Source organism: Streptomyces sp. NPDC056160, from assembly GCF_042268205.1.
GTDB lineage: Bacteria > Actinomycetota > Actinomycetes > Streptomycetales > Streptomycetaceae > Streptomyces.
This window is the reverse complement of the sequence record NZ_JBHJUW010000046.1, coordinates 30,421-49,456: the sequence shown is the minus strand read 5'-3', so window position 1 is coordinate 49,456 and position 19,036 is coordinate 30,421. Positions and strand designations below refer to the sequence as shown.

The window sequence follows — 19,036 nt, the reverse complement described above, 5'->3', positions numbered from 1 at the left end:
CAGACGCCGGCGGATCTCCACTGCCTCCGCAGCAGTCTCCAATGCCTCCTGCCGACGACCGACCTCCGACAGCATCGTGCCCAAGTTGTTCAGCGACATCGCAAGGTCAGGCTCGTAGGCAGCTGCATTGTCTGCTGCCAGACGCCGGCGGATCTCCACTGCCTCCGCAGCAGTCTCCAATGCCTCCTGCCGACGACCGACCTCCGACAGCATCGTGCCCAAGTTGTTCAGCGCCTGGCCTTCGCTGTTCCGGTCGCCAAGCTCACGGAACACAGCCAAAGCCTGAACATGGGCGTCGATAGCCTCCTCGAACCGACGCGCCTGCCTCAAGGCGAGCGCGAGGTTGTTCAGCGCCTGGCCTTCGCTGTTCCGGTCGCCAAGCTCACGGAACACAGCCAAAGCCTGAACATGGGCGTCGATAGCCCTGCTCAGGTCCCCAGTCCTACCAACTCTCTCGAACCGGGTTGCAAGCGCAATGCCAAGCGTGGTCAGAGCTTCAGCTCGACTGCTGTGGTGGGAGGGAGTGCTCTGTTCTTCTTGTTCGAAGGTAGCGATAGCACGGTCGAGATCGGTAAGAGAGCCGGCCAGCGCGAGCTGTCGCCACGTGGCAGATGCCTTGTCACGGCTGCTCATCGACACCCCCCACTTCTTTGAAGATCTCTACAGCCATTTGCCGGTCGAAGACGTCCAGTGTCCGCTGGCGCGGATTCCATCGGATCAGCGGTTCCCGCATGGGTGGTCTCGATGCCTCATCTACGCGTGGGCTCTCGCCACCCCGTTTGGCTTCCGTAGCACCCCCGTCAGGAGTTGTCCCCTCGGCAGCCGCCGTCCCTTGAACGCCAAGAGGTGTCAAGGATGCGCCATCTGAAGACGATGGATCTTCGTCTGCAGCGCGCCAGAGTGTATGAATCCGCATCACAACGGAGCCGATGTCCGCTTCACCGACGCGTTGCTGTTCCACCAGGACGCGAACGAGAGATTCAAGGTTGTTCCAGCGGGGAGTGCCAGAGCCCCGTAATACTGCGCTGACCCCCTCGTGGCTCAACGTGCCTGGAAGGTCATCTCGCTCCCGGATCCATGAGCTGATGGTGCGAGCGGGAGGTTTCCCAGCCAGCGCATAGAGCTCGTGCATTGCCAGGACGAGTGTTCGTCTCGGCCCCGACGGCAACCGCTCCTCGTCCGGCATGCGAATGCCCACCACGGCGTCTCCGTCAGCCTTTGTCAGATCTTGTCAGGTTGGCAGTATGCCAGTCCGCCCGCACCGGTGTCGGCTCGACGCCCGGTCAGGTCATCAAGCGCTATCGACAGGGATCGCTCGGGCACTTCTGCGCCGCCCCCATGGTGGATACAGGCCTCGCCGTACGGAGGGGCACACCTCCTCGAGGGCCGGGGTGTGGGACGCGGAGGAAGAGGAGCGAGAACTGTGAGCCAGAACAACGTGAACAGCCCACCGGCAACGTGGCAGCTGGTCCTGGGCCGTCAGGGACTATGCGTCAGCGCGGGGCGACACCTGCGAGTGTCGATGTCTCTCCCGCTGCTGAGCTGGCTTGTCAGCCTAAGCGGCTTCGTGAGCGCAGGCTCCTACTGGAACTTCTTCCACGGATAGCCGGCCGTGCAGAACGGTTGGTGGTCCCCGAGCAGCTCGCAGACCACCAACCGTTGTGATGACGTTGCGCACCTCGTAGAGACCCCGCCGCCTTGCGTACGACGACCTGTTCACGTCGGGGAGTCGTAGGTTCGTCACGCTATGCCACCGCAGTGCGATGTCCGGCCGGTTCGCCGACTCCGTCACCGTGCGCGGTGACGAGGACGATTCCGGGAGCCCTGAACGGCAACCGGGCCCGGCGGTAGGCTCGCGTCATGCCGATCTTTGAATACCGGGGCGAGAGCGCGAACTTGATGGTGCTGGCACGGGAGATCGAGGCGGATCCACACCTCGCCGGAAAGTGCTCTCTCACCCTCACGTTCCTGCGCCAGGACAGGCGCGACTCCTTACGTCACGCGAACTGGGCGGAGATCACCGTCTCGGTCGCCTCCGGACTGGCCACGAACGCGGTGTACGACGCTCTGAAGGCCTTAGTGGAGCGGGCGCGTGACCGTGGACCCGTGGACGAGGTGTCCCCACGTTCGGAGGGCGGCAGCGGCGAGGAGACGGACGGCACCGAAGTGGCGGCGGAGCGGTGACCGTACACTCCCCGAGCCTGCGGAACTCCAGCGGCGCCGAGCTGAATCTGCGCAGCCAGATCCATTTCCAGGACCCGACACGCACCCGTACCAAAGACCTCGTCACGGCGGTCGGCTCCTGGCACAAGACCTACGTCCACGAGAGCAGCCACTGGGCGCGGTACCACGCATCCACCGTTGGCATCCTGCTGAGCCTGCTGCGGAGATCGAGGGACCAGCTGGCCGCGTACACGATCTCCCACTTGAGCCAGCGACAAGCGGGAGATCTCCACGAGGGCCGGAGGAGCGGACAGCCCTTCCTCTCCTTCAAGCGTTACCCCCAGCACACCGGCGGGGAGTTGAGATACGACGAGCTGGACTGGCTCAATCTCTACTACACCTACTACGTCCTGCTGGACCCTGCGGGCTTGACAGAGTTCGATTTCACGACCTGGGACACGCGGGCGGCGTTCGAGAACTCATTGCAAGACACTTGGCGCCAGAGCGCGGGCGTGGAGATGGTCGAGCGCCCCGAGGACACGCCTGTCAGCGTCATGGGGCCCCTGAAGCTCGTGCACACCTCCGAGGGGCAGCTCACCACCCGCCTCCTGTTCGAGTGCGCGGCGGTCATCGACGAGCTCTTCCAGTTCGAGGGCGCTTTCATGCGCATGACCGACCCGGCACTGCGGGAGTTCCTGCACGAGGAGATGAGCGGCGAGTACGGGCTTCCGTGGCGTCTTGCGAGTGCTCTGGCGGGGCGGGATCTCGGCGGGAGCGTCGTCCTGGCCCTCATCGACTTCGCGCTGAACCCGGTGGTCCCGGGCCTGACCTCCGCCGCCCCGTCCGTCGACTGGAGGGAGCTGTACCCTCCCTACCGCTTCGCTGCGGCGGCGAAGGCGATGGCGGACTGGGAGAGCGATCTGGAATTCCAGTATCCGAGCCATGAGGTGGTGGTTCACTTCCAGCACGCGCTGGCCAAGCGCAGCGGGCTCCGGATGGGACGTGTGGTGTCCCGCCCGTCCGGTCTCTCCACGCTGCGGGAAGCGGCCACGAGACCTATGCACCTCGCGGACCGAACCCCTGCCGTTTCCCTCATGTGCGCCTCACATCTGCTCGACCTCCGCGAGGAGGATGTGTGCGCGCTTTCCCACTACGGCGTCAACTTCCTGGGCGACCGGGCGGTCAGATTCGTGGACCCCGACCGGGACATGTGGTGGCTGTTCCCCGTGTTCCAGGTAAGCCAGGGTGAGTACCGGTGGCCGGCGGAGCACGTGACCCTCGACGAGGCCACGGACCTGCTGATAGGAGCCGCAGTGGCGTCGGCGTACGACGACATCCTGCACGGCATCGGTCCCCTCGCCTCCGACCACCTTCCCCGAGCCCCCTTCGAGGACCTCGGAGAGGTCGAGGCACTGAATCAGGTACTCAAGGACTCGACGGGCCTGGACATGGGCTGGCGTCAGCCCTGATCACCCACGCGTTCGAGGGGCCTCCGGCTCCGATAGGTGCCATGTAACGCCATCCTGTGGGTCATCCTGACTCCCGGCACACTTCATCAGAGACAGAACTTCCCCTGCGCCACCACGACCGTATCGTCAGCGGTCAACTCGCCCCTCGGGCACAAGCTGTAACGATCCGTAAACCAACTGTAGTGATACGGAAGCGAGGGCCTCGACCTTACGGTCGCGGCCCTCGTTGCGTGTTCGGAGCTACTGGTGATGCTCAAGGCTCCCTGAATGGGCAACGCGGCGCCTCCAATACCGTCGGTGATCGGCTGAATCTGTTCGGACGCCGATCGAGGGTGGCTTCCGTCGACTGACGGCGGGCTGTGCGTCGAGCTTCTTCCGCGCCGCGTTCTTGACCGCCTGGCGTGCTGGAGCGTGCTCGGGGCCAGGCACAAGGAGCCCACCGGCGTCTCGTGGCGGAAGGTGCTGCGGCATCGCCACGAACCGGCAGCGAGCCGCACGGTCCGGTCACGGGCTCGCCGCCGACCGGATAACCGCTTTGTGCGCCTCGCGAGCCATTTGGTAGACATGTGCGAGCAGTTCGGAGGTGGGGGCCGCGGTCGACGGCATCGCCTGGCGGCGCTGACCGGCGGCATCGGTCGACGGAACACACAACGGGGTCATACGTGTCCAAGTGGGATATCCAAGTCGAATCCGTCCGCGGCGTCCTCGGCAAGACGGGGGATACGGCAGGGAAGTTCGAGGACGCGTTCACGGCTTACAGCAGCGGTTTGGCGAGTGCCGCCAAGTCGGCCGGCACGATGGCCCCGGGAGTGGCGCCCAAGAGCGGTACGCCGGGCCCTGTCGCTGCCGCGTTGCAGGAGTTCGCCGGCAAGACGTTCGACGACCTGCGCTATCTCCCCGCCCGCGCCGCCAAGTCGATCGGCGGAGCGGCGGAGGCCACCGCGGAGTACGTCGCCGGCGACCTGACGATGGCGGCCAACGCCCAGCACGACGCCGTCCCGGACCCGAAGCTCCCTCCGGTCAAGGCGGAGGGGGACAGAGGCAAGTGATCGGCGACCTCAGCCAAATACCCGAATTCAGTGGTGACCTCGACCAGTTGGAGAAGGACGCCGGTGCACTGAAGAAGGCCGCGTCCGACATCCGGGACACCGGCCGGGACGTCCACAACGACTTCCAGGGACTGGTGTCCTGCTACACGGCCCCGGAAGCCGACCAGCTCTTCCACACCACCATCCCGGTCCGGGACAAGGCCGACACCTTCGCGGAGAAGCTGGAGACCGTCAGCGGCGCCCTGTCGGCCTTCGCCAAGGACGCCCGGCCGCTCGTCCAGCGCATGGATCAGCTGAGGAGTGAGGCGGCCGCCTTCCGCGAGTCGATCGAGGACGACGACGACTGGCGGAAAGACCAGAAGAACATCGACAAGAACACGCACCTGGTCCACGAGATCGGCCGGGTCTGGGGCGAGTTCCAGGAACTCGAGCGCTCGACCGCCACGAAGATCGACGGCCAGGTCGGCGGTACGCGCTGGATCGCCGACGACGGCTCGCACAAGAAGGGCATGTACGGCTTCGACGCCGAGGACGCGGCCAAGGCCGACGACACGCCCTGGGGCAAGGTCGACGAGCGCGAGTACACCGGCCTGGCCGCCGCGTGGCACTGGACGAAGCGCAACGTGGGCGGTGCCATCAAGGGCTTCTTCGTCGACGGTGTCTGGGGCACCCTCAAGGGCCTCGGCCACATGGTCAACGTCTTCGACTGGGACACGTTCACCAAGACCTGGGAGGGCATCGGGGACGTCTTCGGCGGTGTGAGCGCGTACGTCATGACGCCCTACGACTGGGCCATGGACAAGATGTTCGGCCCGGCCGACCACAGCGACACCGACCGCCAGAAGAAGGCCCTGCGCGACTTCGGCAAGTCCCTCATCGCCTACGACGAGTGGGGAACGAACCCGTCCCGCGCGGGCGGCACCGTCGCCTTCAACGTCCTCACCGTCAGCGCCGGCTCTCTCCTCAAGCTCGGCAAGGCCGGTTCCCTGGCCGCCAGGACCGGCGAGGCGGGTGAGGCGGCCTCCGCGGCCGGCCGCGCCGCCAAGGTCGCGAACGCCTTCGGCAAGGCCGGGCGGCTCGTGGACCCCATGACCTACGTCGGCAAGGGCGCGGGCTTCACCAAGCTCAAGGTCGGCGACATGATGGCGGGCCTGAGGGAACTCCACTCCGGTGCCGCCGACGACTTCCTCCACGGCGCGGATTCGCCCAAGATCCCGCAGACGCACGCCCCGGTCACCATCTCGGACAAGTCCGTCCGCTATCCGGACGGCTCGGTCCTCCACGAAGACGGCACCATGGTCTCCCCGGAGGGCAAGCCGCACGAGAGCCCGATCCCGATCGAGTCCTCGGCCGCGGACCGTCTGGCGCGGCACGAAATCACACCACCGTCACACCTCTCCTCGCCGTCGCACACGCCGGTCCATGCGGACCAGCCGGTGCCGGCGCACGTGGGCGGTGACAGTGGGGCCGAGGCCGCCTCCCACGCGAGTGGCCACGGAGCCCTGTCCGGGTCGTCCCATGGCGCCGCTCACGCAGGAGAAGACGCCGGTCACGGCGCACCCACCGCCTCCCACCAGCCCAGCCACGCGGGTCACAGCGATTCGGGGACGGCAACGGCACCCGCCACTCACCACGGTGCGAACGGCGATGGCCACGGGTCAGGCGGCCAAGACGCCGCGGGCCACGGCGGTCACCACGGCCCTGCCGACTCCGGAACTGGGCACGGCGGTGGTGATCCCCACCACGGTCAGCACGGCCAACAGCCGACGGGTCGCGACGAGGAGCCGCCCGTCCCCAAGCCGAGCGGTCACATCCCCGAGCACACCTTCGACCACGTCCTCAAGGGAGAGCTGAAGTACGGCAAGGACGGCCGCCCCAAGGTCGTCGGATACCATTTCCGTCCGGGTGGTCGTGACCCCTACGGTGTAAAGGTTCCGAAGATCCTCAAGGTCGATCACAAAACGGGGCTGACACAGGGCAACGTGTGGATGCGCGATCCACGTACCGGCACCTGGGTGATGAAGCGGGCCAAGACGACCTTCTTCCCGCCGACGTGGACGGAGCGCGAGGTTCGGCGCGCGATGGCCAAGGCATTCGAGAACAGTGAAGTGATCGATCCCGAACTTCACATGTGGCAAGGCGAATACAAGGGGATCACCTTTGAAGGCTATTTCGACCCCATCACGGGTGACGCGAAGACCGTTTACCCGATCATGCCCGATTGAGCAGCAGAAGGAGATCAGCGCGTGATCCGCACTCAGTATTATGCGCGGGACGAAAAATTCAGGGTACCGCGCTACACCGGTCCTGCGGAGCTCAAGATTCTGGGGCACTGGGTGACCGCCGATATCCAGCTCTCCCCGCTTGCCATTCTGGAAGCGATCGACCTGGTTCGGCTGGCGCAGTCCGACCCTGGTTTCGCCCCGGAAGACCTGGACGGAAACGCCCACACCGCCACCGTCAGCCCTCAGGGCGTGGCAGTGGAGAACCACTTCGTGGAGCACGTGAAGGGTGAATTTCCGCTGGACAAGGCGTTGGCGGTCCTGCTCGACTTCTGGGACTACTACGTGTTGGCGCACCCCGAAGATGTCGTGTCCTACTGGAGCGAGTACGTGAAGGAGAACGGGCGGGATCCGCTCGCGGGGCTTCGAGACATCACGGTGTGATTCACCCTCGAAAGGGCCCGGGGGTGGGCTTTCGACAACCGCAGGTAACAGGAGCGTGTGCCCGGGCTCATCGCATTGGTAACCGATCCGGCCGGGCTCGGCGCGGCACCTTCCCGGCGCGGGCTCCGCTCCGCCGTCACGATCGTTCACCGGGGCCAAGGGGCGGTGGGCCGTGGCTTCGCGGAGTCCGCACTCTGCGCGGTGGTGTCATCGCTACCGTGCAATGCAGAAGACACATCCTTCCCAGTGTGGCAGCGCACTGAGTACACGGTGGCGTGCGCACGAGGCCATCGCTGCTTCCGCATGGCCGGGGAAAGCCATGGGCGACCCGCCGTCGCGGTAAGCCAGGGGGTACGCGGCCACCATGGCGCGGAAGCGGCGTAGGTGGTCCGCGGCGAAAGGCGGGTAGTAGTCCATCTCGTCCCACCGGTGCCCGTTCAGGGCCAGGTCGGTGACGCGGAGGACGAAGTCCTTGTTCCGCGCCTGTTCTTCGGGTGACGCGCCCCAGTCGATGTCCTTGAGGTCGAAGCCGACCGCTCCCCGTCCCATGACGTTCTGGTCCTGTAGCGAGAGGAGGGCCGCGAAGCGGTAGTCCCATGGCTCCTCCACGAGATCGGTCACCGCCAGCATCAGGACGTCCACGAATGCCGCCGTGCCACCGTTGCTCAAGTAGAGGCCGTCGCCATCGCTGTTGAAGGTGTTGCCCACCGCGTCACCCTACGGTCTCCGCTGTCAGGCGAGGGCGGCCACCCACTCTGCCCGGTGCCCGCACAGCCACTCCCGCGCGTCGTCGTGATGTTTCGGCGCGCGCCGGATGCGGGGGTCGCCGACCTCGGGGGCGCCGACGAGCTCGTCGAGGGGGACCTGGTGGGCCTGAGCGAGGGGGAGCCGGGGCTCCAGGCCGGGGCGGCGCTGGCCGGACCCTAGGCGCGAGAGGGCAGCTCTCCGAGCTGCCGGCGGCCTCGGCAAGGGCGGACTGGAGACGGTTCTCCCGCCTTTCCCGCCTCGCAGGCCTGTCGGTGGTGCGGGCTAAGCTCTGTGCGAGTCTGTGCGTGCCCCACCCAGCCGCCCGGCCTCGGCAGGCTCGTCCGCCGCGGCGCGGTGGCCAGGCTCATCCGGACGGCACGTGCCGAAGAACCGACGACCGACCACGGGGGCACCGCATGACCAAAGACGTGATCGCGCTGACCGACCGCATGCCGGACGCCTGGAGTGTCCTGGCCGGTCTCCTCGCCGGTGGTCCCGACCTGCACGTCCGGTCCGCCGCCGAAGGAGCGGTCATCCAGCTGTGCGACGCGGAGGGCCGCCCCCTGGTCTCGATCGAGGCCCCGCTGCTGCTCCACGTGCCGGGGGAGGCGCAGCGGCTGCTCGGCGCCACCGGTGGGGACGGCGAGCGGCGGTGGTGGACCGAGGCCCGTGCCTCCACCGCCGTGCCCGGGGCCGAACAACTCGCGGGTGCCTTCGCCGCGCGCCTCGCGACCCTGCTCGGCGGCACCGTCTGGCCGCCGGACGCGCCCGGCGCCGACGACGCGACCCACCCCGTCGACACCTCCCAGATCACGGCAGTCCCTGCCCCCGTCGCCGCACAGCCCGCCGTCGACGTGCTCACCGACAAGGTCGCCGTGGTCCTCCAGGACCGGCCCGTCATCGCCATGTCCAGCTGGCTCTCCCAGGCCCTGCGCGCCACCCTGGAGAGCGAACGTGCCCTCCAGATCGTCACCCCGCGCCACTGCCGGCTCTCCCTCCCCACCGGGTCGGCGCTCACCGGCCCGCCCACGCGCTGGGTCGTCCAGGACCCCGACTGCGGCTACTACGACGGCCGCACCGGCGCCGTCCTGCGCTGGCAGGACGGTGCCTTCGAGGCCGCCGAGGACGCCGACGGCCAGACACCCGTCGCCCCCGCCTTCGCGGACGTCGCCCCCACCGGTGAGCGCCAGATGCTCCTCAGCTTCCGCGCCGTCCACGACCCCGACGCCCACCTGGTCCTCGGCGGCGCACTGGAGGCCGCCTGGCAGGCCCTCATTGGCGAACTCCCCACCGGCTGGGGCACCGCCGAACCGGCCAACCTGCCGTGGTCCCGGCGCCGTCTCACCGATCTGGCGTACGAGCGCGCGCCCCAGCCGACCTGGACCGTCGTCGTAGGCTCGGCCGACCGGCCCGCCCTCGCCACCCTGCGCGTGCTGCGCACGCCGGAGGGAGTCGAGGAGGACGTCACCCTCGCCGTCGGCTTCCGCGACGGCGAGAAGCCGCCGGTGTCGGCCGTCGCGGACCTGGCCGCCGAACTCACCGCGCGGCACGGCCTGCGCACCCTGCTCGCGCAGCTGCGCGAGGCCCGCGCGGACCTCACCGTGCCGCCGCACTTCGAAAGGCCACCCGTGCCGTTCGGCTTCGCACTCGGCCCCGCCGAGGTCGCCGAGGCGGGCACCGGCATCGCCGCCCGCCCCCCGCTCCCCGCCGCCCCCGTACGGATCGGCGCCGCGGCCAGGCCCGGCTACTACTACCCGCTGGGGGACGGCGATCCGGCAGAGGGCTGGACCGATTTCGAGACGCTGCTGCGGCACCTGCGGGGCGCGCTGTAGAAGCGGCCCCCTGCACGCCGCCCCGGCCGGGTGGCGCTACGGCAGCCGCTTGTCGTAGGTCTTGTCCTCGTCGGAGTCGTAGACCAGCTTGCCGTCGGCGTCATACCCCCTGATGTGGGGGGCCAGCGTGACCTGCCGGTCCAGGACGCCGGAGGTGACGAACCAGCCGTGGTCCAGGGCGGCCCGGCTGGTGGCGCCGCCGTAGGAGACGGTCACCCGGGCCACTGACGGCTCGACGGTGCCGATCACGCTCCATCGGAACGGCAGCGTCCATTTGCCGCGGTCGAGGACCGACTGCTGGTAGAGGCGGCCGCCGTTGATGTCGGCCACCACCGGGCCGGCGCCCGGCACGTCGTCGGAGCCCACAGCGGTGTTGAGGCCCTTCGCCTTGCCGTCCTTGACGGTGCAGATCAGCCGGGTCTCCTTCGGCCGCTCCTTCACCGCGACGACGTACATGCCGTTGCCGGGCGCGTTGGAGTCGCCGGTGCTGTTCATCGCCAGGATGATCCGGTATTCCTCGGCCGCGCCCAGGTCCGTGCGGAGGCCGGACGGACCACCTGTGTGCGACCGGTCGTACGCGAGGCACTTCTCCAGCCCGTCGACCGCCTGCCTGAAGGTGATCCCGTCGAGGAGCTGATCCTCCGTGGCCGGCCGCGCGGGCCCCGTCGGCGCCGCGGACGGCGTCGCCGGCGTCCGCGGCGTGGCGCTGCCCGAAGGTGCCGATGCCACCGTGTTCCCGCCCGTACCCTCGTCGGCCAGCGCGTACGCCCCCACGGGCAGCGCCGCCAGCGTCACCAGGGCCGCCCCGACCGCCGCCACCCGGCGCCGCCGCTCGATCGTGCCCCGGCGGCGGATCGCCGGGAACGGCACCGGCGCGGGCCGGATCGTGTGCGCGTCCTCGGCGAGCAGCTCGCGCAGCTGCTCCTCGAAGTCCCCGCCGGCTCCCGTCCCCGGCTCCTCGTGCCCCTCGTTCACTTGCTGCCTCCCTGCCCGGACACCGCTCGGCTGCGGGCAGGCCGGTCCACGACCTGCGCAAGCCCCGCATTCGTACGCAACTTCACCAGCGCCTTGGACGCCTGGCTCTTGACCGTGCCGGGCGAGCAGCCGAGTACCTCGGCGACCTCGGCCTCGGACAGGTCCTCCCAGTACCGCATGACGATCACCGCCCGCTGCTTCGGCGGCAGCCCGGCCAGCGCCGCGAGCAGGACACTGCGCTCGTCGGCCCACGAGACGGCCTCGTCGCGCCCGGCCACCTCCGGCGGCACCGCGGTGAGAGCCTCCCTCACCCGCCGCTTGCGGAACCGGTCGCTGTTGCAGTTGACCAGTATCCGCCGGACGTACGCCTCCGGACTGTCGCTGCGCGAGACATGCCGCCATGAGCGGTACGCCTTGGCCAGCGCCGTCTGCGTCAGGTCTTCGGCGTGGTGCACATCGCCGGTGAGCAGGTACGCGGTCCGGACGAGATGGGACCACCGCGCTCTGACGAACTCCTGGAACCGGTCCTCTTGTTCGGCCTTCATCAAGCACCCTCCCTCGCCCTCCAGACCACCGTCCCGGCGGATTCGGTTGCCTGGGATCCGCCCGGGATCCGCCCGGGATCCGACGCCTCGTCGATCGGTCAGGCGAGCGGGGCCGACTCCAACCGTCAGCGGAGTGTCGGTGTGGGGGCACCGCCCGGTTCCCGAGACGGTGTCCGGGGACTCCGCTTCGAGGCCGTCGGTTCAGTGTGTGCTCGCCAAGGTGCGGTGTGCCCAGTCGGCGAAGCCGGTCCAGTGGATCTCCGGGTGGGCCGCGTGGAGGGCGGGGATGTCAACGCGATAGCCAGGTCCGTTCAGGAACGTCCACATGGCGTGCATGTCGGCGTTGTCGATGGCCGAGAGCGGTACGTACTCATGGCGGACCTCCCGTCCGAGCGTGGCGCCGAGCGCGGCCGCCATCTGCGAGGGCGTGGGCGCGTCGCCGGCCAGTTCGATGCGCTGCCCCACGTACGGAGAAGGGTCGAGCAGCACCTTCGCGGCGAACGCGCCGAGGTCGGGGCGGGCGAGCTGCTGCAACGGCCGGTCGGGCGGCAGCGGCAGGTCGAGGACGCCGTCGAGGATGCGCCGGGCTCCACCGAGCGCGTTGTCGAAGAAGTACGTCGGCCCGAGGATCGTGTACGGCACATCACCCGCGGCCAGTTCTGCCTCGATGCGCGCCTTGCTCTCGAAATGCGGTACCCCGCTGTCCTGGTCGGCCCCGGCGACCGAGCTGAACACCAGGTGCGGAACGCGTTCCCGCGTGGCGGCGGAGAGGATCGCCCGCCCCTGATCCACCTCCGCCTCGACACCGGCCTCGAACGGCGTGGTGAACGCGAAGACACCGGCCACCCCCCTCATCGCCGCGGCGAGCGACTCGCGATCGCTCAGGGAGCCCGCCACCACGTCGACGCCCTGGCCGGCCAGTTCCCGCGCGGACTCCCGGCCGGGGTCGCGGACCAGCGCCCTGATCCTGGCCCCGCGGCTCAGCAGCGCGTCGGCCACGGCCCCGCCTTGTCCGCCCGTCGCGGCGAGCACCAGGATCGGATCGTCCACCATGGAAGCACTTCCTTCCCAACCGGGGGCATCGCATCTGAAGTCGGCCCCAGCGGTAACCTTCCGTCACGAACGGCGGTGCATGAAGCCGACGCGCGCGAGACGGGCGCTGAAGGACTCGATCTCGTGCACGCACAGTCAAGGACGCCGGCCGCGTGCACGTGACCGGCCGGGGGGAGGGGCCGACCAGTCCCCCTCCGGCGGCCCAGGCCGTCTCAGACCGTACTCACGGCGTCGACGAGCCGCGCCAGCGCGTCGGCGAGCGCCCGCACCCCGGGGCCGTCGGCCGGGCCGCCCGGCTCGCGCATGTACACGTCCCGCCGGATCTCGATCATCAACGCGCCGACCCGCCGGTCGACCCCGTAGTACTTCAGCGGTACGTAGGCGCCCTGGAACGGGCTGTTGATCCCGATGCCGCCCCTGACTCCGGTTCCTCCGCGCCCCGCGGACGCCTCGGAGAACATCGCCGCGACCCCTTCGAAGGCCTGCTCGGCCCGGTCCAGCAGGTCGGCGGAGGTGTGGAAGACGTCGTGGCCCAGGCAGACGGGGGGACGCGGTCCGTCGCCGTGCAGCTCGTAGGGGAGCCGTTCGGCCGGGTACGAGTGCACGTCGATGATCACTGCCCGCCCCATGGCCGCCAGCCGTTCGCCGACCGCGTCGGTCATCGCGGCGGCGTACGGCCGGAAGTACCGTTCGACGAGCGGGCGTCCGTCGAACGCGGCCGGCCGCAGTTCCCCCCGGTGCGTGGTCCGCGTGTACACGGCACCCATGCCAACGGCCAGCATCTCCTCGCGCTCGTCAGGGAAGCGCTCGGGATCGACCACCAGCCGCGAGAGCCGGTTCACGAACCGCCACGGCGTGACGGCGCAGCGCTCGGCGGCGGCCGCTGCGATGTCCGCGGTGTGCGCGTCGGTGATGTGGTCCAGTTCACGGGCGAGTGCGTCGTCGTCGAGCGTGATGCCGCCTCGTACGTCGGCCGGGACGGCCCGCGAGGAGTGCGGGACGTGGAGGACGACGGGGGAGTCCGGCGAGCCGGGCAGGTACTCGTAGGAGGGGGACGAGTGCTCCTCGGAGGGCGACGCGTGCTCGAGGGCGGGGGAGGAGCGCTCGGAAGCGGGGGACGAGTGCTCGAAGACGGGGGACGGGTCGTTCATCTGCGGTGTCCTCATCGCGCGTGTGACCTGCCGTGCGGCCGGCGTCGCGTGTCGTTGCGGAGCGCGGCGCGGCGCGCTGGGTCGTCGCGGATCGTACGCCGGGAAGTTCTCGACGAGGCAATGAACTTGGCATGGACCTGATCTATATCCCCGGCTACCCTCTTCCGTGCACCCCCTTTGAGAGCGCTCTCACTCCGCATGCCCTTCCGCTCCACCCCCACCGTCACCGGGACGACGTGTCCCCTGGTGACCGGAACGACGAAAGGCAGCAACGCACATGAGACGCACGACAGTTCTGCGCGCCGCCCTGACCGGTGCGGTCCTGCTCGCCACCGCCGCCGCGGGCCTGAGCGGCGGCAGCGCGACCGCCGCCACCCCCTCCCGCACCACCCCCGCCGCCGGCGCCCCGGCCTCCGCGGCCCTCGTCTCTGCCCTCCGGCACGACCTGCACCTGACGGAACGCCAAGCGTCCGCCCGCCTCGCCGCGGAGGCCTCGGCGCGCACGGTCGAACAGGCCGCCCGCAAGGCCGCCGCGGGGACGTACGGCGGCTCGTGGTTCGACCCGAAGCGCGAGGCGCTGGTGGTCGCCCTCACCGACGACACGCACCGCTCGGTGGTGGAGGCCACCGGGGCCCAGGTGGTCCGCGCGAGCCACACGGAACGCCAACTGGACGCGGTCAAGGCCAAGTTGGACGCCCTGCGTGCCCCGAAGGGCATCAGCGGCTGGCACGTGGACCCGCGCGCCGGCTCGGTCACCGTCACGGTGGTCGCCACACACAAGGACGACAACGATGTCAGGAAGTTCCTGACCCGCGCCCGCGCCGCCGGCCCGGTGACCGTGGAGGAGACCCGCCAGGCCCCGCGCACCCTGGCCGCCGGAACCGTCGGCGGCGACCCGTACTACACGGGCAACGTCCGCTGCTCCATCGGCTTCTCCGTGTACGGCGGCTTCGTCACGGCCGGGCACTGCGGCCGGCCCGGCATGGGCGTCAGCGGCTGGGACCACTCCTACGTGGGCACCTTCCAGGGCTCGTCCTTCCCCGACAACGACTACGCCTGGGTCAGCGTGGGCAGCGGCTGGTGGACCGTGCCGGTCGTGCTCGGCTGGGGGACCGTCTCCGACCAGCTGGTCCGCGGCTCGGCCGAGGCCCCGATCGGCGCGTCGATCTGCCGCTCGGGCTCGACCTCGCACTGGCACTGCGGCACCGTCCTCGCCAAGAACGAGACGGTCAACTACAGCGAGGGCGCCGTCCACCAGATGACGAAGACCAACGTCTGCGCCGAACCCGGCGACTCGGGCGGCTCGTTCATCAGCGGTGACCAGGCCCAGGGCGTCACCTCGGGCGGCTGGGGCAACTGCACCTCGGGCGGCGAGACCTGGTACCAGCCGGTCAACGAGATCCTGGGACGGTACGGGCTGACGCTGCACACGACATGAGGTGAGCCCACCCGCACCATGCGGGGCCGCCGAGAGCGGCGGGACGCCGTGTCGTGCCGTGTCGTGCCTGTCGTACCGGCGAACCCCCGTACCGCCCCCGGCCGGTACGGGGGCCGGTTCGCGGGCCGGTACGCGGACCGGTACGGCACGGTGCCCAGCCGTGACTGTGGATCGACACCTGGGCCGACCGGTGTCCGGCGGCGCGCATGGTCGTGACCGCCGTGGGGAAGGGCCGTTCCGACGAACTTCTGCCACATCTTCGACGTCCCTTCCCACAGGCGGTGCAGAGTGAAGAAGAGAGTGTGCGGTGCGGGTGTCGTGCTCGGCGTCCTCGTCACGTTCGGCGCACTGCCGGCGCAGGCGTCGTCGGCCGCGCCTCCGGGCCCCCGGCAGAGCGGGCACGTGCTGCCCCTCGGCCCCTCCGGCCTGACCGAGACCCGTACCACGACGACCCTGCAACCGGGCGTCACCCTCACCCGCATCGTGCGCGGCGAGGACGCCCCGGCGCTCAGCTGGACGGTCGAGGTGTCCATCCCCGGCGGTGCGACCTCGCCCGACCCGGACGCACCGCCGGCCGTCCTCAAGGACGAGGCCAGCGCGAAGGAGCTGGCCGCACGCCTGGAACAGCACGGCTTCCCGGCCCGCGCGGAGGAGGTGGTCACGCCGAAGGCGGCCGACTACGCGGGAGGCACCCTCGGGTGGCGGGTGCGCGTCGGATCGTTCGGCTCGCAGTCCGCGGCGACGGCCGAACGGACCCGGCTGCGGTCGGCCGGGTACACGGGATCCGCCGTGTACACCGGCTGGGACGGCGACTCCTCGGCCAGGGGGCCCTGGCACGTCGACGTGCTCACCATCGACCCGCACCGGTTCCACGGCGGCCTCGAAGCGTCGTACGGGCCGGACCTGGAGAGCCGCGAGACCACCAGCCGGCTGTCGCAGGCGGCGGGTGCGACCGCGGCGGTCAACGCGGGCTTCTTCGTCCTGGACCCGGCCGCGGGCGCACCCGGGGACCCGGCGGGCGTGGGCGTGTACGACGGGCGCCTGCTGAGCGAACCGGTGAGCGGGCGCCCGAGCCTGGTGGTGCACGACAACGGGCGGGGGACGGAGATCGCCCGGCTCACGTGGCAGGGCCGGGTCACGGGCCGGGGCGCCTCGCTGGGGCTGAGCGGCATCAACCGGGTGCCGGGTCTGATCAGGAACTGCGGCGGCAACCCGGGCGACCTCCCGACCTCCGCGCCGCTGCACGACGTCACCTGCACCAATCCCGACGAACTCGTGGCCTTCACGACCGACTTCGGGAGCAGTACGCCGCAGGGGCCGGGGCTGGAGGCCGTACTGGACGCCCATCACCGGGTCGTCGAGCTGCGTTCGCCGCGCGGCGGGCCGCTCCCGTCCGGCGGCAGCTCGGTCCAGGCGACCGGCCGTCGCGTCGCCGAGCTGACCGGCCTGGCCCGTGCGGGCGGCCACCTGAGTGTCACGACGACCCTGCGCGACCGGCAGGGGCACCGGGTCTCACCCTCGCCCAGCACCGACATCGTGAACGCGGGTCCCGAACTGCTGCGCGACGGCAGGGTCCACGTCACCCCGGCCACCGACGGCATGGTGCACCCGGGCGACCCGAGCTGGTACTACGGCTGGGTGCACAAGCGCAATCCGCGCACCCTGGCCGGGGTGGACGCCGCCGGGCGTACGGTGCTCGTCACCGCCGACGGACGCAGTACCGCCGCGCTCGGCCTCAGCATCGCCGAGGGCGCCGAGGTCGCCAAGGCGCTCGGGCTGCGCGACGCGGTCAACCTCGACGGCGGCGGCTCGACCACCATGGTGGCCGACGGCAAGGTCCTCAACGCACCGTCCGACGCCACCGGCGAACGCCCGGTGGGCGACGCCCTGTTGATCCTGCCGCACAGGCACTGACCTCACCCGAAGTGTCCGACGCGTTCGAGGCATTCGAAGCGTTCGAAGCATTCGAAGAACCGTTCATGCAGCGACGAACCCCACCGCAGGGAGCCGCCGTGCCCACCAACGTGACGACGACAGCCGTCCGGTCTGTCCTGTCCCGCCTCCGACCGGGTGTCCTGGGGGCCCTCTCCGCCGTCCTCCTCGCTCTGTCCGCCCTCGCACCGACGGCCCCTGCGTCCGCCGCCGCGCTTCCCGCGGGAGGTGCGGCGGCGCCCGCCGCGGGTGGGGCCGCCGGCACGTCCCGCGACCCGCACCCGCGCGGCGCCCGGGTCGTGGCGGTCACGCCGGTCGCGGACCGGCAGGTCGACCTGTCGGTCCGCTCGGCGGCCCTGGGCGGCCGGACGGTCAAGGTCCGCCTCCTCACCCCCGACGGCTGGAACCCCGCCGACCGCCGCCGGCACTGGCCGACCCTCTGGCTCCTGCACGGCTGCTGCGGGGACTACACCTCGTGGACCGCCATGACCGACGTGGCGCGGATCGACAGCCTGCGCCGTGTCCTCGTCGTCATGCCGGAAGCGGGCTGGAACGGCTGGTACAGCGACTGGTGGAACCACGGCCGGGGTGGCGACCCGGCCTGGGAGACCTTCCACACCGTGGAGTTGCGCCACCTCCTGGAGCACGACTGGGGCGCGGGCAGCGACCGCGTGGTGGCGGGCCTGTCGATGGGCGGCCAGGGCGCCCTGCTCTACGCCGCCCGGCACCCCGGCATGTTCAGGGCGACCGCCGCCTACTCCGGCTCGGCCCATCCGCTGCTGAACGACGAGTCGGTCGACCGCATCATGGGCTTCTTCGCCGGCCAGGGCGACGATCCCCTACGGGTCTGGGGCGACCCCGTCGCACAGCGCCGCGTCTGGCAGGCCCACGACCCCTTCCACCTGGCCGGGCGTCTCAGGTCGATCCCCGTCTACCTGTCCTGCGGCGACGGCACCACGGGCCCCTTGGACCCACCGGGCAGTACCAGCGCCCTGGAGGCCGACTTCAACCGGCAGAACCATGCCCTGGCCGCTGAACTCGAACGCGTGGGCGCCCGGCACGTCACCACCCACTTCTACGGCCCGGGAACCCACGGCTGGGCCTACTGGCAACGGGAGTTGCACGCGTCCTTGCCGATGCTGCTGGGCGCGCTGCGGGTCGCGGCCTGAACCGGTCCCCGCGCGGAGCCGGCTTCGGGCGGCCCGGCCCGTCCCGGGCCGGTGCTCGCCTCACCTCAGGTGAAGGGCGGTGCACTGTGCCCAGACGGTCTCGCCGGGGCCCCCGTCGGCGCGGGGCGTCCAACCCCACCGGTCGGCCAGGGCGTCGACGAGGACCAGTCCGCGTCCGCTGTCACGCGGCTCGTCCCCCGGCACGGGAGCGGCGGCCCGGTGCGTCAGGCGCTCCCCGCGGGTGTCGGTGACCTCGATCCGTACGGTGCAGGTGGCCGCCGCCGCGGTGAGCGCGTCACCACTGGTCACGCTATGCCACAAGGCGCCACGGTGAGTGCATGACCGCAACGCAATTGGGAGAGTCATGAGCGTCAGCGTCGCACCCGCTGTGCCGGAAGCTGCCTGGTTCAAGAGCAGCTACAGCACCGGCGGCGGTGGTGAATGCATGGAAGTTGCTTCCATAGGGAACGCCGTCCACGTCCGCGATTCGAAGCGGCCCGCAGAAGCGCGGCTGTCGTTCGGCCCCGTCGCCTGGGCCGGCTTCGTGGGAATGGCCGCCGGCCGCTGAGCCGGCCGACGTCCCACCGCAGGGGCCGGGTGCGCGCGCCGCGCCGGGCCCCGACTCCGCCGGAAAACCCCGTGTCCGGCGGTCCGTCCTTCCCTAGACTCATCCCCGACCGCGCGCTCCTCCTGAGCGCGCCCACCGTGCACACCGAGGGGGGCCGACCATGCGTGACCGTACCGCTGTCGTCGTCGTTCCCCCGTCGCGGTCCGAGGTGATCCTGGTGTCCTGCGGCCTCCGGCGCCCGCTGCGCGGCCGGTGCCGGATGTCCGTGCCGAGGAACTG

General features: G+C 70.3%; 18 protein-coding genes. 11 read left to right on the top strand and 7 right to left on the bottom strand.

Going from position 1 to position 19,036, the window contains the following annotated elements:
* On the bottom strand, nt 1-633 hold a 633-nt coding region (locus ACFC02_RS19000; protein WP_376358154.1), incomplete at its 3' end, for a tetratricopeptide repeat protein.
* 1,227 nt (nt 634-1,860) lie between these two features.
* Between ACFC02_RS19000 and ACFC02_RS18995 the strand changes: the two genes are divergently transcribed.
* The 5 genes from ACFC02_RS18995 (at nt 1,861) to ACFC02_RS18975 (ending at nt 7,347) form a co-directional block, all read left to right on the top strand.
* On the top strand, nt 1,861-2,184 hold the full coding sequence (locus ACFC02_RS18995) for a hypothetical protein (RefSeq protein ID WP_376358119.1): 324 nt from the start codon (nt 1,861-1,863) through the stop codon (nt 2,182-2,184).
* Nucleotides 2,181-3,632 (top strand): hypothetical protein, encoded by a 1,452-nt coding sequence (locus ACFC02_RS18990; protein WP_376358116.1) that lies wholly within the window; start codon nt 2,181-2,183, stop codon nt 3,630-3,632. The genes ACFC02_RS18995 and ACFC02_RS18990 overlap by 4 nt, the downstream gene beginning before the upstream one ends.
* Before the next feature lie 662 nt (nt 3,633-4,294).
* Entirely contained in the window at nt 4,295-4,681 is a 387-nt protein-coding gene (locus tag ACFC02_RS18985; protein ID WP_376358114.1) for a DUF6507 family protein, read from the top strand.
* Nucleotides 4,678-6,906 (top strand): EndoU domain-containing protein, encoded by a 2,229-nt coding sequence (locus ACFC02_RS18980; protein WP_376358111.1) that lies wholly within the window; start codon nt 4,678-4,680, stop codon nt 6,904-6,906. The genes ACFC02_RS18985 and ACFC02_RS18980 overlap by 4 nt, the downstream gene beginning before the upstream one ends.
* Before the next feature lie 21 nt (nt 6,907-6,927).
* Nucleotides 6,928-7,347, top strand: coding sequence for a hypothetical protein (locus ACFC02_RS18975; RefSeq protein WP_376358108.1), 420 nt, complete (start codon nt 6,928-6,930; stop codon nt 7,345-7,347).
* A 213-nt stretch (nt 7,348-7,560) separates the two neighbouring features.
* Here the strand turns inward: ACFC02_RS18975 and ACFC02_RS18970 are convergent, their stop codons facing one another.
* A complete protein-coding gene (locus tag ACFC02_RS18970) occupies nt 7,561-8,055 on the bottom strand; it encodes a hypothetical protein (RefSeq protein ID WP_376358105.1) in 495 nt (164 codons plus the stop codon).
* A 54-nt stretch (nt 8,056-8,109) separates the two neighbouring features.
* On the opposite strand from ACFC02_RS18970, the gene ACFC02_RS18965 reads away from it, so the two are divergent.
* Nucleotides 8,110-8,274, top strand: a complete 165-nt coding sequence (locus ACFC02_RS18965; protein WP_376358102.1) for a hypothetical protein — start codon at nt 8,110-8,112, stop codon at nt 8,272-8,274.
* 236 nt (nt 8,275-8,510) lie between these two features.
* Nucleotides 8,511-9,926 (top strand): DUF6177 family protein, encoded by a 1,416-nt coding sequence (locus ACFC02_RS18960; protein ID WP_376358099.1) that lies wholly within the window; start codon nt 8,511-8,513, stop codon nt 9,924-9,926.
* Between the two features lie 36 nt (nt 9,927-9,962).
* Here the strand turns inward: ACFC02_RS18960 and ACFC02_RS18955 are convergent, their stop codons facing one another.
* The 4 genes from ACFC02_RS18955 to ACFC02_RS18940 form a co-directional block, all read right to left on the bottom strand.
* Nucleotides 9,963-10,901: a hypothetical protein gene (locus ACFC02_RS18955; RefSeq protein WP_376358096.1), complete on the bottom strand. Its 939-nt coding sequence runs from the start codon at nt 10,899-10,901 to the stop codon at nt 9,963-9,965.
* Complete coding sequence (locus ACFC02_RS18950; protein ID WP_376358093.1) at nt 10,898-11,446, bottom strand: SigE family RNA polymerase sigma factor; 549 nt, start codon at nt 11,444-11,446, stop codon at nt 10,898-10,900. Before ACFC02_RS18950 ends, ACFC02_RS18955 begins: the two co-directional genes overlap by 4 nt.
* Nucleotides 11,447-11,647: 201 nt before the next feature.
* Entirely contained in the window at nt 11,648-12,499 is an 852-nt protein-coding gene (locus ACFC02_RS18945; RefSeq protein ID WP_376358090.1) for an NmrA/HSCARG family protein, read from the bottom strand.
* Between the two features lie 212 nt (nt 12,500-12,711).
* Complete coding sequence (locus tag ACFC02_RS18940; RefSeq protein ID WP_376358087.1) at nt 12,712-13,650, bottom strand: N-formylglutamate amidohydrolase; 939 nt, start codon at nt 13,648-13,650, stop codon at nt 12,712-12,714.
* A gap of 277 nt (nt 13,651-13,927) precedes the next feature.
* Between ACFC02_RS18940 and ACFC02_RS18935 the strand changes: the two genes are divergently transcribed.
* From ACFC02_RS18935 to ACFC02_RS18925, 3 genes are all read left to right on the top strand, one after another.
* Nucleotides 13,928-15,088, top strand: a complete 1,161-nt coding sequence (locus ACFC02_RS18935; protein WP_376358085.1) for a S1 family peptidase — start codon at nt 13,928-13,930, stop codon at nt 15,086-15,088.
* Nucleotides 15,089-15,376: 288 nt separating this feature from the next.
* On the top strand, nt 15,377-17,002 hold the full coding sequence (locus tag ACFC02_RS18930; protein WP_376358082.1) for a phosphodiester glycosidase family protein: 1,626 nt from the start codon (nt 15,377-15,379) through the stop codon (nt 17,000-17,002).
* Nucleotides 17,003-17,067: 65 nt separating this feature from the next.
* The gene (locus ACFC02_RS18925) at nt 17,068-18,189 is read left to right on the top strand and encodes an alpha/beta hydrolase (protein ID WP_376358080.1); all 1,122 of its coding nucleotides are present in this window, start codon (nt 17,068-17,070) and stop codon (nt 18,187-18,189) included.
* Between the two features lie 60 nt (nt 18,190-18,249).
* On the opposite strand, the gene ACFC02_RS18920 is transcribed toward ACFC02_RS18925, so the two are convergent.
* Nucleotides 18,250-18,498, bottom strand: coding sequence for an ATP-binding protein (locus ACFC02_RS18920; protein WP_376358077.1), 249 nt, complete (start codon nt 18,496-18,498; stop codon nt 18,250-18,252).
* A 55-nt stretch (nt 18,499-18,553) separates the two neighbouring features.
* Between ACFC02_RS18920 and ACFC02_RS18915 the strand changes: the two genes are divergently transcribed.
* Entirely contained in the window at nt 18,554-18,757 is a 204-nt protein-coding gene (locus ACFC02_RS18915) for a DUF397 domain-containing protein (protein ID WP_376358074.1), read from the top strand.
* Nucleotides 18,758-19,036 lie beyond the last annotated feature (279 nt).

Excerpts from the sequence above, each read along its gene's own strand:
- ACFC02_RS18995 (WP_376358119.1), top strand. The coding sequence starts at position 1,861 with ATGCCGATCTTTGAATACCGGGGCGAGAGCGCGAACTTGATGGTGCTG.
- ACFC02_RS18960 (WP_376358099.1), top strand. The coding sequence starts at position 8,511 with ATGACCAAAGACGTGATCGCGCTGACCGACCGCATGCCGGACGCCTGG.
- ACFC02_RS18950 (WP_376358093.1), bottom strand. The coding sequence starts at position 11,446 with ATGAAGGCCGAACAAGAGGACCGGTTCCAGGAGTTCGTCAGAGCGCGG.
- ACFC02_RS18945 (WP_376358090.1), bottom strand. The coding sequence starts at position 12,499 with ATGGTGGACGATCCGATCCTGGTGCTCGCCGCGACGGGCGGACAAGGC.
- ACFC02_RS18940 (WP_376358087.1), bottom strand. The coding sequence starts at position 13,650 with ATGAACGACCCGTCCCCCGTCTTCGAGCACTCGTCCCCCGCTTCCGAG.
- ACFC02_RS18935 (WP_376358085.1), top strand. The coding sequence starts at position 13,928 with ATGAGACGCACGACAGTTCTGCGCGCCGCCCTGACCGGTGCGGTCCTG.
- ACFC02_RS18925 (WP_376358080.1), top strand. The coding sequence starts at position 17,068 with ATGCAGCGACGAACCCCACCGCAGGGAGCCGCCGTGCCCACCAACGTG.
- ACFC02_RS18915 (WP_376358074.1), top strand. The coding sequence starts at position 18,554 with ATGAGCGTCAGCGTCGCACCCGCTGTGCCGGAAGCTGCCTGGTTCAAG.